Origin of the sequence: Paenibacillus sp. SAFN-054 (assembly GCF_051966755.1) — a bacterium.
Classification (GTDB): Bacteria; Bacillota; Bacilli; order Paenibacillales; family Paenibacillaceae; genus Paenibacillus_AQ.
Genome location: NZ_JBQCKS010000001.1, coordinates 891696 through 909288 on the forward strand (window position 1 = coordinate 891696; position 17593 = coordinate 909288).

The 17593-nt window shown below is 49.9% G+C and carries 12 protein-coding genes and 1 pseudogene; 9 read left to right on the plus strand and 4 right to left on the minus strand.

The features are described 5' to 3' along the window. Positions 1-107: 107 nt before the first annotated feature. Complete coding sequence (locus ACTHPM_RS04265; RefSeq protein WP_440393930.1) at positions 108-2057, plus strand: glycoside hydrolase family 127 protein; 1950 nt, start codon at positions 108-110, stop codon at positions 2055-2057. A gap of 80 nt (positions 2058-2137) precedes the next feature. On the opposite strand, the gene ACTHPM_RS04270 is transcribed toward ACTHPM_RS04265, so the two are convergent. After that, positions 2138-2977, minus strand: coding sequence for a DegV family protein (locus tag ACTHPM_RS04270; protein ID WP_440393931.1), 840 nt, complete (start codon positions 2975-2977; stop codon positions 2138-2140). A 253-nt stretch (positions 2978-3230) separates the two neighbouring features. On the opposite strand from ACTHPM_RS04270, the gene ACTHPM_RS04275 reads away from it, so the two are divergent. From ACTHPM_RS04275 to ACTHPM_RS04300, 6 genes and pseudogenes are all read left to right on the plus strand, one after another. Continuing rightward, on the plus strand, positions 3231-3626 hold the full coding sequence (locus tag ACTHPM_RS04275) for a hypothetical protein (RefSeq protein WP_440393932.1): 396 nt from the start codon (positions 3231-3233) through the stop codon (positions 3624-3626). Positions 3627-3908: 282 nt separating this feature from the next. Beyond that, a complete protein-coding gene (locus ACTHPM_RS04280; protein ID WP_440393933.1) occupies positions 3909-4169 on the plus strand; it encodes a hypothetical protein in 261 nt (86 codons plus the stop codon). Positions 4170-4475: 306 nt separating this feature from the next. Beyond that, entirely contained in the window at positions 4476-6470 is a 1995-nt protein-coding gene (locus tag ACTHPM_RS04285) for a Na+/H+ antiporter (protein WP_440395349.1), read from the plus strand. Positions 6471-6856: 386 nt separating this feature from the next. Further along, positions 6857-8536: pseudogene (locus tag ACTHPM_RS04290) on the plus strand (glutamine--tRNA ligase/YqeY domain fusion protein). Positions 8537-8705: 169 nt separating this feature from the next. Further along, positions 8706-10196 carry an MFS transporter gene (locus tag ACTHPM_RS04295; protein WP_440393934.1) on the plus strand — a complete coding sequence of 497 codons (1491 nt, stop codon included), beginning with the start codon at positions 8706-8708 and terminating at the stop codon, positions 10194-10196. Between the two features lie 423 nt (positions 10197-10619). After that, positions 10620-11543, plus strand: coding sequence for a hypothetical protein (locus tag ACTHPM_RS04300; protein ID WP_440393935.1), 924 nt, complete (start codon positions 10620-10622; stop codon positions 11541-11543). Positions 11544-11666: 123 nt separating this feature from the next. Here the strand turns inward: ACTHPM_RS04300 and ACTHPM_RS04305 are convergent, their stop codons facing one another. Further along, positions 11667-11894 (minus strand): sulfurtransferase TusA family protein, encoded by a 228-nt coding sequence (locus tag ACTHPM_RS04305; protein ID WP_440393936.1) that lies wholly within the window; start codon positions 11892-11894, stop codon positions 11667-11669. Positions 11895-11907: 13 nt separating this feature from the next. Beyond that, on the minus strand, positions 11908-12975 hold the full coding sequence (locus ACTHPM_RS04310; RefSeq protein WP_440393937.1) for a YeeE/YedE thiosulfate transporter family protein: 1068 nt from the start codon (positions 12973-12975) through the stop codon (positions 11908-11910). 264 nt (positions 12976-13239) lie between these two features. Here ACTHPM_RS04310 and ACTHPM_RS04315 point away from each other — a divergent pair, with 264 nt between their 5' ends. Then, positions 13240-15207 (plus strand): GTP-binding protein, encoded by a 1968-nt coding sequence (locus ACTHPM_RS04315; RefSeq protein WP_440393938.1) that lies wholly within the window; start codon positions 13240-13242, stop codon positions 15205-15207. Between the two features lie 51 nt (positions 15208-15258). Here ACTHPM_RS04315 and ACTHPM_RS04320 read toward each other — a convergent pair whose 3' ends face one another. Continuing rightward, positions 15259-16122: a pentapeptide repeat-containing protein gene (locus tag ACTHPM_RS04320; protein WP_440393939.1), complete on the minus strand. Its 864-nt coding sequence runs from the start codon at positions 16120-16122 to the stop codon at positions 15259-15261. A 297-nt stretch (positions 16123-16419) separates the two neighbouring features. Between ACTHPM_RS04320 and ACTHPM_RS04325 the strand changes: the two genes are divergently transcribed. Beyond that, a complete protein-coding gene (locus ACTHPM_RS04325) occupies positions 16420-17553 on the plus strand; it encodes a glycosyltransferase (protein ID WP_440421439.1) in 1134 nt (377 codons plus the stop codon). Positions 17554-17593 lie beyond the last annotated feature (40 nt).

A 17593-nucleotide genomic window follows, 5' to 3' on the forward strand; every position in this document is an offset into this window, starting at 1 on the left:
CCATATGGAATTCAAAATATGAGCAATATCAAGTATATCACTTATTATTTTGAATTGAATCAGGAATTAAGTATGTAAGATTACATACGAAAGGAATGGTTGTTCTGGTGAAAAAGATTACGCCTGTTAAGCATGTGGTCGTGGTAGACCGATTCTGGAAAACGTATAAGGATGTCGTGGCGAATGAGGTGATTCCTTATCAGTGGAAAGCCCTGAACGATCAGCTTGCGGATACGGTGCCGAGCCACGCGATCGAGAATTTCCGGATAGCGGCCGGGGAATCGGACGGAGAGTATTACGGCACGGTATTCCAGGACAGCGATGTTGCGAAATGGCTGGAGACGGTCGCCTATAGCTTGAGAGACCATCCGGATCCGGAGCTGGAAAAGCAGGCCGACGACCTGATCGGATTACTTGGCCGAGCACAGGCGGAAGATGGTTATTTAAATACCTACTATATGCTCAAGGAACCGGATCGCCGGTGGACGAATCTGCGGGACAATCATGAGCTGTATTGCGCAGGACATTTTATTGAAGCGGCGGTGGCTTATTACGAAACTACGGGGAAAAAAGCGCTTTTGCACATCATGGAAAAATACGCAGCACTGATTCAACGCGAATTCGGCCCGGAAGAGGGTCAACGCAGAGGTTATCCGGGTCATGAAGAGATTGAACTCGCGCTCGTGAAGCTGTATGAGGTGACCGGTACGGAAGCCTACCTGAGCCTAGCGCGCTATTTTATCGATGAGCGGGGACGCGAGCCGGTATATTTCATAGAGGAACGCGAAAAGCGGAAGGAATCCGGTGCGCCTCCCACATGGAATGACGAAAACAACATGAATTTTGGTCTGGGGTTTGCTTACCAACAGGCACATAAGCCGGTGAGAGAGCAGACGGAAGCAGTCGGCCATGCGGTGAGGGCTATGTATTTGTACATCGCCATGGCCGATCTGGCTGCGATCACAGGGGACATAGAGCTCAAGAATACCTGTGAGCTGCTGTGGAAGGATGTCACGGGGCATAAAATGTACGTGACAGGCGGGATCGGATCTGCCGTTAATGGTGAAGCCTTCACCTGCAGCCATGATCTGCCGAACGACAGTATGTACTGCGAGACATGCGCGTCGGTCGGGTTGGCTTTTTGGGCAAGCCGGATGCTTCAGCTTACCCCGGATCGCCAGTACGCGGATGTGTTAGAGCGAGCCCTCTACAACGGGACGATTAGCGGAATGGACCTGGACGGCAAACGCTTCTTTTATGTGAATCCGCTCGAAGTCAATCCTTTTCAGAAAGTGAGAAAAGACCAGAATCATGTCAAGACAGAGCGTAAAAAATGGTTCTTCTGCGCCTGCTGTCCGCCGAATTTGGCTCGCATGATCGCTTCCGTGGAGGATCACGTTTACGGACAGAGCGACGATACCTTGTATGCCCATTTGTATATCGCCGGAACAACCAAAGTATCCTTCCATGGCAGGGAGATGGAGATAAAACAAACACATGATTATCCTTGGGACGGCAAGATCGAGCTGTGCATAGCTGCTGCCGAAAGCGTGCGCTTCAATCTGGCACTTCGTATTCCCGGCTGGTGCAAACATGCCCGGTTATGGATCAACGGGGAAGAAGTGGCGGCAGAACCGATGACAGACGGTTATGTTCACATCAGCCGCAGCTGGTCTGGTAACGACACCGTCACACTCGAGCTCCCCATGCCTGTCGAACGTCTGAGAAGCCATCCGCTTGTATCGATGAACCAGGGACAGATTGCCCTCCAACGCGGGCCTGTGGTGTACTGCGTGGAAGAGACGGATAACGGAAGCAACCTGGCAGCACTGCGCATCCCTCATAACAGCAGCTTCAAGGCTGAGTATGACGAACAATTGCTGAACGGAATCGTGAAGATTACGGTAGACGGGTACCGGGTACAGGCACCGGCCGGACTTTATTCTTCCGAAACGCCGAAGCTGCTTCCACAGACGATAACGGCGATACCTTATTATGCCTGGTGCAACAGGGAAAAGGGCGAAATGCGCGTTTGGGTGCATGAAAGCGGAAGCTGATAATACAGCCAGAAAAAATGGTCTCCTCATAAATTAAAAAGCTGATCTCGGAATACTAACCGAAGATCAGCTTTTCTTATTTAAAACGCTACGCCAATACCGCCTTCGCCGGCATAGACACCCATGATCGGCCCCATGTTGGAGAACAGTATTTCCTTGAATGGGTGCTTTTCCAGTATTCGTTCCTTAAATTCCAGCGCACGCTTTTCGCAGTTGCTGTGAACGATGGCGAGAATGCCTTTTTCATAATCATGCGGCTTTTCCTCGAGACGAGCCATAATGCTGGATAAGGCCTTTTGAAAGCCGCGGTTCTTCTCGACCACTTCAACCGTTCCTTCTGCGCTGACTTTTAGAAGCAGCTTTATATTAAGCACGGATGCAACCGCTCCGGATAACCGGCTCAGTCGTCCGCCCTTCATGACATTTTCAAGCGTGTCCAGCGTGAAAAACGCGCTGATATCCTTTACCTGCTGATGAACCTTGTCTTTCAGCTCCAGGATGCAGCCGCTCGTTTGCGACCACTTTGCCGCGAGAGCCACGAGCAAGGAAAGACCGCCGGAAAAGGTCTTCGAGTCGATGACTTCCACCCGTGCCTGATGGCCTTCTTCTTCATACATTTCTTTTGCAATCATGGCGGCTTGGTATGTGCTGCTGATGTTGGACGACATGCTGATCACAAGAATATCCGTCCCGTCTTCCACTTCCTTGAATTTGTCTAGAAACTGCTGCGGGCTCGGACTGGCCGTTGTCGGCAAATCCTTGGATTCACGCATTTTTTCGTAGAAAGCGCAGTCATCCAGATCCTCATGCATTTTTTCGTTCTGAAAATGAACGGCGAGCTTTACGATCGAAATGTTGAATTTCTCAATGTACTCAAGGGGCAAATCAGAACCGCTGTCAGTAATAATCTTGATTGGCATTAGGCGGATGCTCCTTCAAATTCCGATTGGACGAATCCTCACATATCAAGATGTTGTTGTGATAAGCAGCTGATCTTGGCATATGTTGAGGTGATTTAACTCTACCTTATATTCGTCCTGAAGTCTATTAACCATCAAAGGGGACAAACGAATATTAAGGACAATTAGCACAAGCTTATATGTGTTTGCCAGAATACATTAACCTTTATAACAATGAATTACGAGGTGAACGAGGATGCCCGCAAAAAGGAAGTTGAAACAAAATAAAGCTTCGGCCAAATGGCTGGGACAGCCGGTCATGGTCGTCTTGAAAGACGGCAGCTGCTACATCGGTACGATGAGCAGTATGGATCGTCGAGGTGTAACCTTGTCGTCTTTGCAGCCGGATCAGCAGCATGCCCTTCTTCAAAGCAGAGAAAAAGCACAAGTTTCCGGATTATTAAGTTCACTGTTCTTTGGTGGGCTCACACGAGCCGCGCGGCCCGCCGCAGGCAGGCCCACTGCAGGCAGGGGGGGCGTTGGTTACAGAAGGCCGGGAAACGGGCGCGGAAGAGGGATGTTTGGGATGATCGGACAGATCGTTCCCCATATCCGAATCGGCATGAACGTGATGAGATCGATCATGCCTTTGATGGGATTATTAAAATAGGCAGGCGCTATTCATGATGTGCGGAGCATTCCGGGGAAGGAAATTTCTTCACTTCCCCGGGCCTTTGCTGATTTAAAATGGAGAGCGGAATAGATCCTTATGAGCGAGCCCTTAAAGAGGACATGGCTTCAAATCATGGGCTTTTGAATAAATTTTATTGAAAGCCTTTTCATCATGGTTTAAATATGGTATCTTTTAGTTAACCTAAATGTGTCTAAATTGTGAATGGATGCTGAATCAGCGCGTATGATAAAGCATCATTGTAATGAGGAGGAGCCACCCATGATGACATTACTGCTTATTTTGTTTACTGCCGCGTTAATCGGAATATTGATTTTTGGTAAAAAGCATGAGGTCCTGATTGCGATAGTCATGAACGCGCTGTTGTTCATCGCACTTGCCGTCGGTTTTGGAATGAACAATAATCCTAATGGACTGTTTTATTTGACCGTAGCATTTTATTACGTCGTTCCCATGTACGTTGTTATTGGTCTCTTTGCGATTATGAAAAAGAGCCGCAATAAAGAGAATTCGCTGGTATAACGATGAATATCCACTGGAGTGGTGAAATACGCCGAGCAGGCTTCCCATTTCTGAATATATGAACCGGCCCCGGAAGGGAGTCGGTTCATTTCATGTTCTGATTACGATATAAAAGGAAGGGAAGATGTCCATCAGAAAGCTGGCGAACCGTGATATCCACGGCTGCTGGGGAATCCGCCGACAGGCGGGTTCCCTTTTTTTATTGCGACTTAGAAGTCTTCATGTAAATTCATGATTGGGATGATCCGCGATGAATTGGTTCACAATAGGTGTAATCCATTCATGAAAAGGGAGATGATGCGGCAAGTGGAAATATTTCTGATGGTTCTTGTTCTGCTGATCCTTATAGGCATCTCCAATGTCGTCAACCATTTTCTGCCCGTTATTCCGGTCCCGTTAATTCAGATCGCTCTCGGCGTGATTGCGACCTTTATTCCAGGGCTGCATCATATTCCGCTCAATCCGGAGCTGTTCCTATTGCTCTTTATCGCACCTCTGCTGTTTAATGACGGTAAAATCACACCACGGGATGAGCTGTGGCAGCTTCGTTCCAGCATTTTGCTGCTTGCGCTTGGCCTTGTGTTCGCCACGGTGCTGATTGCGGGTCCGTTCATTCATGGAATCATTCCTGCGATCCCGCTGTCGGCCGCTTTTGCCTTGGCAGCGATCTTGTCGCCGACGGACGCGGTCGCGGTCGGTTCGCTTTCCGGTAGAGTCAAGCTTCCGGGAAGAATTATGCGCCTGCTGGAGGGTGAAGCATTAATGAATGATGCTTCCGGACTTGTCGCTTTCAATTTTGCCATCGCGGCGACGGTGACGGGTCATTTTTCTCTGCCCAAAGCGATTGGGAGCTTTCTTGTCATCGCGGTAGGAGGCATCATTGCAGGAGCATTGCTTGGATTTTTGGTCATCGGCATTCGGATGCAGCTGCGGCGCTTGGGTATGGAGGATGTGACGTTACATATGCTCATCATCATCCTGACGCCTTTCATCATTTATTGGATCGCGGAGGAAATGCATGTGTCCGGGATTTTGGCCGTCGTTGCGGCCGGGGTAACCCATGCCATCGAACGGGATAAAATGAGAAGAGCATCGGCGAGGCTGCGCGTCGTTTCGGACAGCACCTGGTCGGTGATTCTTTTTTCGCTGAACGGCCTTGTGTTTATTTTGCTGGGACTTGAAATCCCTGCTGTCATCGCGGAGGTATGGAAGGATCCCGCATACAATAACGGACAGGTTATCGGATACATCCTGCTCATCACCGCGGTCCTGATACTGCTTCGTTTCCTCTGGGTTTGGGCTGTGAACAGGCATTTCCGATCGGCCCTGCTCACGGCGTTGTCTGGAGTCCGGGGTGCATTGACGCTGTCGGCCGCCTTCTCGATACCGCTCACGCTGGCGGACGGCAGTCCGTTTCCGGAAAGAAGCTTAATATTATTCATTTGTTCCGGCGTCATTCTGCTCACCCTTATTGTCGCGAGCTCACTTCTGCCGGTGCTGACACGGGAAGCGAAGACAGCTCCGGACAGTCTGGAAGAAAATGAACGCGAGGCCAGGGTTCGTGTGCTGGAAGCGGGTTTGCTCGCCATTCGCGAGGAAATCAATGACGATAACCGCCAGGAAGGCATGGGGCTGGTTTCTTCCTACACGCACAGGCTGCAGCTGGCGAAGCTGAAGAACAGGACTGAATTGGGCGATGCTCTGAAAGAAACCCTGGACATTCGGCTGAAAGCATTGCAGGCAGAGAAAAGGGTCGCTGAGCAATGGCTGCGGGAGGGAAAGATAACGCCTGGGCTTGCGAATAAATTTCAAACGTCGCTTGGCAAAATCGAAGTGATGCTGACCACCCGGTTAAAGCTTAGAAAACTGCTGATTCTGGGCTGGGTCATGCTGCAAAGAATCGTCCGCAGAGTCATGAAAAAGGACAAGCCCTTCGATGTCTCGCATCCCAATTGGAATGCATACAAAGCACTCAAATTGTCGGCCATTCAGGCGGCCATTGAACAGGTGAAGAGCTTGGAGTCTACAGTGAGTCCGGATGCGATCCAGACCATTCTGGCTGATTATCGGGGGCTGGAACTGCAGCTGCAGAGTGATTCGCATAGGAATGAATATGGTAAAAAGCTCAGCGCCGAACGAAGGGAACTGGAGCTCAAAGCCATACAAGCCGAACGAAACGAAATACAGACCATGTTTGAAAAAGGCGAGATCAGCCGCGCGCTGGCCAACACGCTGCGGATGGATGTTAACGTCCATGAAGGTCATGTCTACGAAACTCAGACGGCTCACGTGGACGAATGAAAAACAAGGTTTACAACCTCACATGAAGATGGTAATATTTATCAAACCATAAACGCGGCGAAGAGAAGAGTAAATGAACCGGAATTCATACAGAGAGCTCCCATAGGCTGAGAAGGAGCAGGATGACGTTCATTGAACCAAGACTCTGAGCGGGGCGCCGGAACTTGGCAGCAAGGGATGGCGCGACAGGAGCTCCTGTTACAGAGCTAGGGTATAAGCAGCCGAGTGGCGCCGCCGTACCTGAAGAGGCGAAGTTCGTGAGGACTCCGCAAACAGGGGTGGCACCGCGATCATCAATCTCGTCCCCAAGACAACAGTCTTGGAGGCGGGATTTTTTTGTTGTTGAGGCGTTAAAAGATGCATTTTATTTCAGGGAGGAAGCAGGAATGAAATCAGAAATGAATGATGAAACCATGGATTTTATGACCAAAATCGTCAAGGAGGATGTCAATGCAGGAGCATACAGCAGACCCGTCGCAACCCGGTTCCCACCCGAGCCTAACGGTTATCTGCACATCGGCAGTGCATACGCGATTCATATCAGCCATTCGATCGCGGGCAAATTCGGGGGAGTGTTTCGTTTGCGTTTTGATGATACCAACCCTTTGAAGGAGGATATCAAATATGTGAAGGCTATACAAGAAGATATGCAATGGCTGGGGCTCCATCCGCCCGTTTCTTTCGGTTCGGACTATTCCGACCTTTATGTTGAGGCTTCGCTGAAACTCATTCGAAAAGGCAAAGCTTACGTATGTGACCTGACCCCGGAGGAAATAACGGCTTATCGAGGAACGCTAACCGAACCGGGGAAGAACAGCCCCTACCGGGACCGTTCCGTAGACGAAAATATCCGTCTGTTCGAACTTATGATAGAAGGGGATTTTCCTACCTCGGCTAAGGTTCTCCGCGCGCGGATCGATATGTCATCCCCGAATATCAACCTTAGAGATCCCGTGTTATAACGCATCATTCATGCCGAGCATTATCGCACAGGAAATGACTGGTGCCTTTATCCCATGTATGACTTTGCCCACCCGATTCAGGACTGGATTGAAGGGATAACGCATTCTTTATGCTCTGCAGAGTTCAAGGAACACCGTCCGCTCTACGAATGGGTGCTGAACGAGCTTGAGGTACATGAGCCTCCCAAGCAGCGTGAATTCGGCCGATTGAGCATATCCGGACTTGTTACAAGCAAGAGGTATCTCAGGGAACTGGTTGAAGGAGGTTATGTCGATGGCTGGGACGATCCGAGATTGTCCACGTTAAAAGCATTCAGGCGCAGGGGAGTGACCCCCGAAGCTCTTCAAGGATTCCTGGAATCGTTGGATGTATTCAAGCAAAATTCCACCGTCGATTCGGCGATGCTTGATTATCATATCCGCCAGGATCTGAAGGGGAGGGCAATCAGCGCCATGGCAGTGCTGAATCCCTTGAAGGTGGTCATTACGAACTACCCTGAAGAACAAACAGAGCTACTCGTTTTGAAAAACAACGAATTCAATGATGCCATGGGTAACAGGGAGGTTGTCTTTTCCAGGGAATTGTTTATTGAAAGGGAGGACTTTATGGAGGATCCGTACGCGGGCTTTCACCGTTTATTTCCAGGCGCCGAGGTACGTCTGAAGGGAGCATATTTCATCCGCTGCGAGCGCGTGGTCAAAGATCCGTCAACGGGAGAAATATCCGAGCTTCATTGTTCCTATGATCCGTTGACCAAAAGTGGCTCGGGCTTCCATGATCGGAAGGTCAAATCTACAATCCACTGGGTTTCTGCGAAGAATGTCTGCATCGCGGAAGTGCATGTGTATGATAAACTCCTCCACGGGAATGCTGTGATCTCCGAATCGGATAACGATTGGAAGGAGCTTGTTAATCCCGATTCCAAGCGTGTCATTAAGGGAGCTGTTCTTGAACCCGTCATGGCAGCCGCAAGCAGCGGGATCACCTATCAATTCATTCGGCATGGCTACTTTTGCCTGGACTCGAAGTATTCTCACGCAGGTCAGCCTGTATTTAACCGTGTAGTTTCTTTGAAGGATTCCTGGAAAAAGAGGAACGCGTAGCCTTCAAGTCCGAAAGTCATATCAACAAATCTCTTATAGTGATCGGCCGCCAGATCTGCAGGATGTCGTCCAGCGGGCAGGCGGCCCTTTTGCAGGTCAACGAGTATATCATTCTTCTCCAATTGTAAATCAAAAATTTCTTGACATATAGGGTAGGGGGCTATACTATATGTTTATCAATAATTATGGTATTTTATGGAGGAGGAAAGAAATCGTGAAGAATCATGCACAGTCCTTACCGCAAGCAGATCCCAAGCGCTGGTTAGCACTGGCCTTGCTATGCCTTGCCAATTTTATGGTGATAATGGACACATCCATTATCGGCGTTGCACTGCCAGCCATCAAAGAAGCGCTCGGCTATACGCAGGCTAGTTTGCAGTGGGTATTCAACGCGTACGTCATTTTCTTTGGCGGATTATTGTTACTTGGAGGCCGTTTGTCCGATCTATTTGGTCAGCGCCGCATATTCATGTGGGGATTCTCCATCCTAACGTTAGCTTCGTTACTGGCAGGGCTTGCTTGGAACGAGGAGGCGCTTAATGTTGGCCGGGCCCTGCAAGGATTCGGTTCCGCATTAATCGCCCCATCTGCGTTAACGATTGTCATGATGCTGTTTGGCGGCAACCCCAAAGAGTTAGGGAAGGCATTAGGCTTCTGGGGCGCATCGGCTGCTGCCGGCGGGTCGGCCGGCGTGTTTCTCGGCGGGGTCATTACCGAGTGGCTTAGCTGGCAGTGGACCTTTCTCATAAACGTACCCGTGGGTATACTTGCGTTGCTCCTGTCACCTGGACTTTTAGCCAAAGGAACGCGAAGAAAAGGTAGCATTGACGTGATTGGCTCCATCCTCGTCACATTGGCCTTGGTTTTGGTGGTATATGGCATTGTTACTGCAGAACACAATGGTTGGGGAGCGCCGACCACGTTGTGGACGCTGGTTTCGGGAGTCGTGTTATTTATCTTGTTCCTGATCGTTCAGGCTACGAAAAAAGAGCCGCTCGTTCCACTGAAGATTTTTAAAGCACCCAATCTGGCTGCCGGCAATATTGCCCTCATTATGCTGGCCAGCGGTTGGATTCCGCTGTGGTATTTCCTTAATCTCTATATGCAGCAGGTGCTTAAGTTTTCCGCTTTCGCCAGTGGAGTCGGCTTGCTGCCGATGACGATCTTAATTACGGTCTTCATGATTGCGATTACCGGTAAATTAATCGGAAAATTCGGGATCAAAGCAAACCTGGTCATTGGATTGGTTGCACTCGGAGGTTCGATGCTTCTGTTCGCTGGCTATACGCCGGTTGATGGGAGCTTCATCGCCAACGTGCTTCCAGCTTCCTTGCTTGGTGCGCTTGGCATGTCGCTTGCCTATATTCCGGCGACGATGTCGGCCATGTCAGGGGCTAAACCCGAAGAAGCAGGGCTTGCATCAGGTCTCGCCAATACAAGCTACCAGATTGGATCCGCTATCAGTTTGGCCATCATGGTTGCGATTGCGGGCTCAGCATCGGCTTCCCAAACTGGTGTTGATCCGGTCGCCGCGCTCAACGAAGGCTTTCAACAAGCATTTTTTTGGTCCGGTATCGTTGCTCTTGCTGGTGCAGTTCTTGCGTTACTGTTGATCCGTTCGCCTAAGAAGGGTGAAGCAAGCAACACGGCTGCCATGTAATTCTTAAATCAGGTTCCTGAACCAATTCAAAGAAGGAAACGGAAATATGAGCGGGATGAATGACGACGATCAATAAACTGCAAACTGCACTTTTAAGCAGCAGCAACGCAACTTCTAATGTCTTCATTTATACAGGGACTAATTATACGGTAGTGGGGTATTCTAAATTCATAAGAATGAAATTGGAAAAGATCACGAACAGTCAGAGGCATCACTTCAATCCGGTAGTTACTTTAACTGGAGAGAAAAGTTGGCTTTTGTATCCTGACTGAATCCGATTTAAGGTCAGGTTCGGGTAGTGCAGCGGCAAGTGTATAGAAATGACAACTGCGATCAGTGTCGGTCGTACTTAACGATTTGCGGCTGCACCGAGTCAAGATGCGCTCAGCATCCTCCAACTTATCAGGAAACGGAGTTGTACGAATGAAGAAGAGATTCATCCTCGTCGCTAATGCGATTATCGCATTCAGTGTATTAACAGCATGCGGCAATATAGAGGATTCTAAGCCTGCAGGCGGAACTAACCATGCAGATCATGGAGCCAACAGCGGGCAAGAAAACGATGAGAAGTCTGCAGGGAATGAAAAAAAGGAGGCGGAAAATATGGATCACGGAGGCGGCCACGGAGGTCATGGTACAGATGCGAAGTCAGCAACAAAGGAACTGCATGCATCGTTTGCTTTCACCGCAGGCACTGCCAGAGCCAATGAAGAAACGGAATTGACCATTCAAGTGAAGGATAACAATGGGGAACCGGTTAACAAATATGATGTCAATCATGAGAAGCAGCTTCATCTCATCATCGTCAATCATGATTTGTCGTTCTTTAATCACATACATCCCGAGTTTAAGGGTGACGGCACATTTACGGTGAACACTTCGTTCCCGGCTGGAGGTGAGTACAAGGTATTTGCGGACTTTACTCCGACTGGCGGCGCGAATACAACCCTTAGCGAGTGGGTGAAGGTGGAAGGCAAGGAGGGTAAGCATACGGCGATTGCAGCTGACGCGCAACTGGTGAAAGAAGTCGGTGGCAAGGAAATCGAGCTGGTCATGAGCGCCGCCAAGCCGAAAGAAGACGTAACCATGACCTTTAACATTCGAGATGCGAAGACGAAGAAGGGGATCGATAATCTGCAGCCGTATTTAGGAGCAGTCGGCCATGTGGTCATTCTTTCGAAGGATGCGGAGCAGTATCTTCATGTCCACCCAATAGACGAGAAAGCGACTGGTCCGAAAGCCGAGTTCGCGACTTCTTTTCCACAAAGCGGCATGTACAAAATTTGGGGACAATTTCAACACAACGGCGAGGTTTTCACTGTTCCATTCGTTGTCAATGTACAGTAACGGAGGGAATTAAACTTGTTCTGCTAATCGGGTCATTGGACCTGGAAGTAATGTAGGTGAATTTCGGATTACGTATATTAAAAGGCGATCCCATCATGAAAGCAAGATGGGATCGCCTTATGTTTATTTCTTTTGTACGGTAATCGTCCAGGACGCGTCATCGATCTGCTCAAAGTTTGTCACGGCGTGACCCGCTTCGGCGGCCCAGCGTGGAATTGCTTCCGTTGCCTGGGTGCAATCGAAATCAATGACAAGCTCATCGCCGCTGTCAAGCGTCTCGATGGCTTGCTTGGCCTCGATCAGCGGGAACGGGCAAACCATACCGACTACTTCCAGTTTCTGTTGTTTCATGGTTAGGACCTCCTTAAGTTGTTGTGGTGCGGAGTGCCGCACTGGATTCGAGTTTGGCTTTGGTACGAGGGCGTACGAAAACGAAATAGGATGCCGTCCAAGTACCCAAGATCATAAATGCCAGGGAAACCCAGCCTTGCCAGGTCATCATGGCGGTCATTACCAGACCGTTGCCGATGGAGCAGCCGCCGGCCCAACTGGCGCCGAATCCCATCAGAATACCGCCGGCAAGGCTTGAAACGGCTGTCTTGGCATCTGGTGCACGGAACCGAAATTCACGGCTGCCTTTCGCAGCAATAAAGGATCCGATGAAAATGCCCAGCACGAGAAACATACCCCAGTTCACGTATTTATCGCTGTCTCCGGTAATGAGGTACTGTAAAATATTCGCGGAAGGCGTCGTAATGCCAAGGCCGGACATTCGTCCCGTCGCTTCGCTGAGCGGCCAGGCCAGCAATGCGATCAAACCGACTAATATGGCCGTGAAGAACGGATGCCAGCGCTTCTCGAACAGCAGATGATTCAATCCCTTGCGTCTCGCTTTCATGGAAGGAATCGCGATCTTCGGTTTCCGCAGCTGCCGTACGACCAGCACAATCGTGATGATGGCGAGCAGAGCAATAAAAGGCCACACGGACAAGCCGAAGGTTGCCGGAATGGAGTTGACGGGAGCGTCGTACTTCTTGATTCCTTCATTCACGGGAACCAGGGCTCCCGACTTCATGATGGCGCTCATCGTCATATAACCGAAGAGGGCGATCCAGCTTCCAATCAGTCCTTCCCCGGCCCGGTACCATGTTCCCGTCGCACACCCACCGGCAAGAATGATGCCGATGCCGAAGATGAATGAACCAAGGATCGTGGCGACCCATGGGAAAGCTCCCGCGCTGAATTCAATGATTCCGGCCTGGATGAGGGCAAATACGCCGATACTTTGAACCGTAATCGCAATCAGCAGGGCATAGAACATCCGATTGTCTTTCGTCAGGTACATATCCCTGAATCCGCCCGTCAGGCAGAAGCGGCCGCGCTGCATGACGAACCCGAGCAGCGCGCCGCATAACAATCCCGTGTATATCATCTAAAAGCTCCTTTCATTTTCTAAACACAAGTAATTCGCTTTGATTTATTGGTATTTAGATTCTAGCAAATATGACATGGATGTCAATGGTCAATTATTCCAAATGAAGTTATGAATTAGCTTCGTTTTCCAACTCCGTCCGTTAAAAAGATCTCGTGTCATGGATTGGGATTCGTTCATTCTCTGATATACTTAGAAGGAATAAAGTATTAGCAACCATGATTGAAAACAGAGCAGACGGACGTGATAAGGTAAATGGGGAAGATGAACAGAACGATAGGTTTGCTGGCCCATGTGGATGCCGGGAAAACCACCTTTGCAGAGCAGCTGCTATATCATACGAACAGCATTCGCAGCCGCGGTCGTGTGGACCATCAGGATACATTTATGGACAGGCATGAACTCGAACGAGCGCGGGGAATTACGATTTTCGCGGATCAGGCAGTTATGGAATACAAGGGCTCCGCTTATGATCTGATCGACACGCCAGGCCACGTCGATTTCTCGGCCGAAATGGAGCGGGCGGTTCAAGTGATGGATTATGCCGTCGTGATCATCAGCGCGGTCGAAGGCGTCGAAGGTCATACCGAGACCGTATGGCAGCTGCTTGATAAATATGAGGTGCCCGTTTTGATATTTATTAACAAAATGGATCGCGAAGGCGCGAACGTGGACAGGGTCATGGACCAAATTCGGCTCCAGCTGTCCGGCGACGCGTTTCTCCTTCCCGGCTCATTAACCGGCAACATCCCGGATCAAGTGACGGAATTCATCGCTGAATGCGATGAAGAGCTTTTGAATGCCTATCTGGATGGACGTGTTGAAGCCGGCATGACGATTTCTGCCATAGCGGCACTCTTGAAGGAACGCCGTATTTTTCCGGTGATGTACGGTTCAGCCCTGCAAGACCAGGGCATTACAGATTTTCTGGACAATCTGGAGCTTCTAACCAAAGTAGTCTATAATACAGCGGACTCCATGGCCGCGCGGGCTTTTAAAATTCGTCATGATGAGCAGGGAGTGCGTCTCACTTACATGAAGCTTCTTCAGGGTAAGCTGAAAGTTAGAGATGAATTAACGTATACCGATGCGTCCGGAGAGCGAACAAGCGAGAAAATTACGTCGGTACGGGTGTATAACGGCGGAAAATATCAATCGGTTGAAGCTGCCTCCGCAGGGCAGCTCATCGCGGTGACCGGATTATCCGGCGTATCTGCCGGACAGGGCCTTGGTGCGCTTGGCGGTGAGCTTAGGTCTTTTGATCTGACACCTGCATTAAAATCGAAGGTCCTATTTGACCACTCCATGCCTGCTCGGGAGGTAGTTCGTTGTTTTCGAATATTGAACGACGAAGACCCATCGCTTGGTGCCGTTTGGGATGAAGCGCTCAAGGAGCTGCATATTCACGTTATGGGAACGATTCAGCTGGAAGTGTTGGCTCAGGTTGTACCAGAGCGCTTCGGATTCGGCGTTACGTTTGGGAAACCGGAGATTTTGTATAAAGAAACGGTACGGAATACGACGATCGGTTACGGCCACTTCGAACCGCTCGGTCATTATGCGGAGGTTCACTTGCGGCTCGAACCCGGACCGGCAGACAGCGGGGTCATTTTCGTTAATCGATGCCACCCGGATGATCTCAGCCTCGGGTATCAGCATTTGATTGGACAGCATGTGAAAGAAAGGGATCACCGAGGGCTGTTAACGGGGGCCCCATTAACCGATGTCGTCGTTACCCTTTTGTCCGGCCGGGCACATCCCAAGCATACAAGCGGAGGTGATTTCCGGGAAGCGACGATTCGCGCACTGCGCCAGGGGCTCGAAAAAGCAGAAAACCGATTGTTGGAACCGTACTATGCGTTCAAGATCAAAGTGTCCGTGGACCAGATCGGCAGGGTCATGTCCGATATTCAACAAGCGCAGGGAAGCTTTGAGCCTCCCGAAATCCAGGGCGAAACAGCTGTTATTGCCGGAGAGGCTCCCGTAGCCACGTTTATGGATTACGCAGAGAAGCTGGCATCGTTCACCAAAGGAAAAGGCGTTCTGACGCAAAGGCTGAGCGGTTATAAACCATGCAAATCGGTGGAGCAGGTGTTGGACCTGAAACAATACGATAAAAACGCGGATCCCGAGTACACTTCATCATCCATATTCTGCTCCAAAGGCAAGGCGTTCAGCGTCCCGTGGGACGAAGCCGAAAAGTATATGATTCCGAATGATTACACGATTTAACATGACGACGCCACCGTTCGAACGGTGGCTTTTTTGTGTTCGCTTGGTTCGTTAATGACAGTTCCAGTGAGCTGGTCTTGCGAGAGCTGCAGGAATCCGGGTATGGTAATCTCCTTTTGCCGCATTCACTTGGGCCTGTGTAAGGAAGAGGCTTCCTGTAAGATCCGCTCCGCTGATGTCAGCATCGCGGAAGTCGGCACCGATGAGATCCGTAAATCTCATATCAGCCCCCCGCAGATCGGCAGCGATCAGGTATGCGCCACGCAGGCTATGGAACCTTAGGTCGGCATTGTTCAGCTTGGCGCTGATCAGATCGGCACCCCGGCTCGCGATTCGATGCCGTTTCTCAGGGCCCTTGCTGCTGCGCTTGGCTTGGTTTCGCACAAGCTCGCTTGTCCGCAGAAGTATTTCGTTAATCCCGGCACGGTGAGCCGCTACATCAAGCTGCAGCAGCGAACCGGGATCTAGATCCGTGAGCTGCTCGGTTGCTCGCAGGGCATGGCTCAAATCCTTGAAGAGCGGCTTTGCGGCTTCCAATGTAATAGCCTCGTTCAAGTACCACAGAAGCTCATGAAGCTGCCACATAACGGGAAAAGCTTCGAACATCTCATGAGCCATTTCGGGAGACTGACGCCAGTCGCGGCCTGCGTAGGTCGCTTGCGATATTTTTTGGCCTGCCCCGAAGCAGTCGTAGACGGTACATCCGCGCATGCCGCGGTTCCGAAGGCTATCGTGGACGCCGCAGCGGAAGTCGGACTGGAGATTGCGGCAGGGGGTGCCGGCATTTTTGTCAAAAGCAAAGTCTGAAGATGCAGCAAACGGAAGGGCAACGCAGCAGAGCCCGAAGCAATTCGAGCAATCTGCCTTCAGATGATCGCGGTTTATATGGTTTGAAACGTGAGGATCCATGGACATAATCGTGATAATTCTCCTTTGAGCAATGCATAAGAGTAAGTGATATTCAACTAATAAATGGCTATTTCGTATCAAATTTTAACCTGATTGGTAAGTGGCAGCAACAATTTCTTTTCCTTTATATCTTTAAAAGCTAAACTCCCGGGAATTAAATGCCGTTGCCAAATATAAACAATATCGTTAAAATACAAAATAGTACGATCGTTCTATATTGTGGCGTAACCGGGGAGTTGTTGCGAATTTTTTATATGTCTATATTAGAACGATCGTTCAATTTGTTCGAAAGTGGTGAATCACTTGAATTGGGTCTATTGGATTATGGGAGGATTGAATGTTCTGATGTGGGGGACGATCGCCGTTATATTTACGGTAAAAGCAAAGGGAATCGGAGCACTGCATCAAACAAAGGAAAAGGATGGGGGCGAGCAGCCGCTCATATCCGTCATCATAGCAGCCAGGAATGAGCAAAAGGCGCTTGAGCGATGCGTACTGTCTCTCGTCAAACAAACGTATCCGAAGCTAGAAATCATCGTGGTAAATGACAGGTCCGAAGATGACACCGGAACGATCATTGCCAAACTGGCAGCTTCTTATCCGAATATTGCTGGGATTAATATCAACGAACTGCCTGAACGCTGGATGGGGAAGAGCCATGCGCTTCTGCAGGGGACCAAACAGGCCAAGGGGGAGTGGCTGCTGTTTACCGACGCTGATATATTATTCGATCCGCAGTGCCTCGCCAAGGCGATAACATATACGGAAGAACATCAACTGGATCATCTGACAATGATTCCTGATTTTAAAGGTCCGAATCTGTTCGCCAAATGGTACGCTGCCTTCATATTCATGAGCGCTTCTTCATTCGGCCAACTGTGGAAAATCAAGGATCCCAAAGCGCAGCAGTCCCTCGGGGTAGGCGCATTTAATCTCATCCGAAAAGACGTGTATGAGCGAATCGGTACTCATTCCGAGTTCGCCTACATTACGACAGACGATGCTGCACTGGGTAAAAAGGTTAAGCAGGACGGATTCCGTCAGGATGCGATATATGGAACGCGGATGGTTGCGGTATGGAACTGGTATGAGAATTTGGGACAGCTAATCGGAAGCGTGGAGAAGTCGGTTTTTAGGTATTCAAATGCCATCCTTACGACCATTTCTTGTCTTCTGACAATGATTTACCCCTGGGTGGGTTTATTTATCGGACCTTTGTCGGCAAAAGGGTTATGCGCATTCAGCCTCTTGTCCGTATTCTGGCTTTACGCGGTATATTCGAGGCACTCGGGAAGCGGTTTCTGGTATGGCATTGCTCATCCGATTGTCGGCCTCCTGCTGATTATCGGGGGTCTGCGGGGAGCAATCAGAGCAAGTCGGCGCGGGGGCATGACCTGGCGCGGGACAACATATGACCGGAAGGAACTCAAAGCATGAAAAAAGCGGCAGTATGGGGGCTTTATTGTGGCTCCTGCTG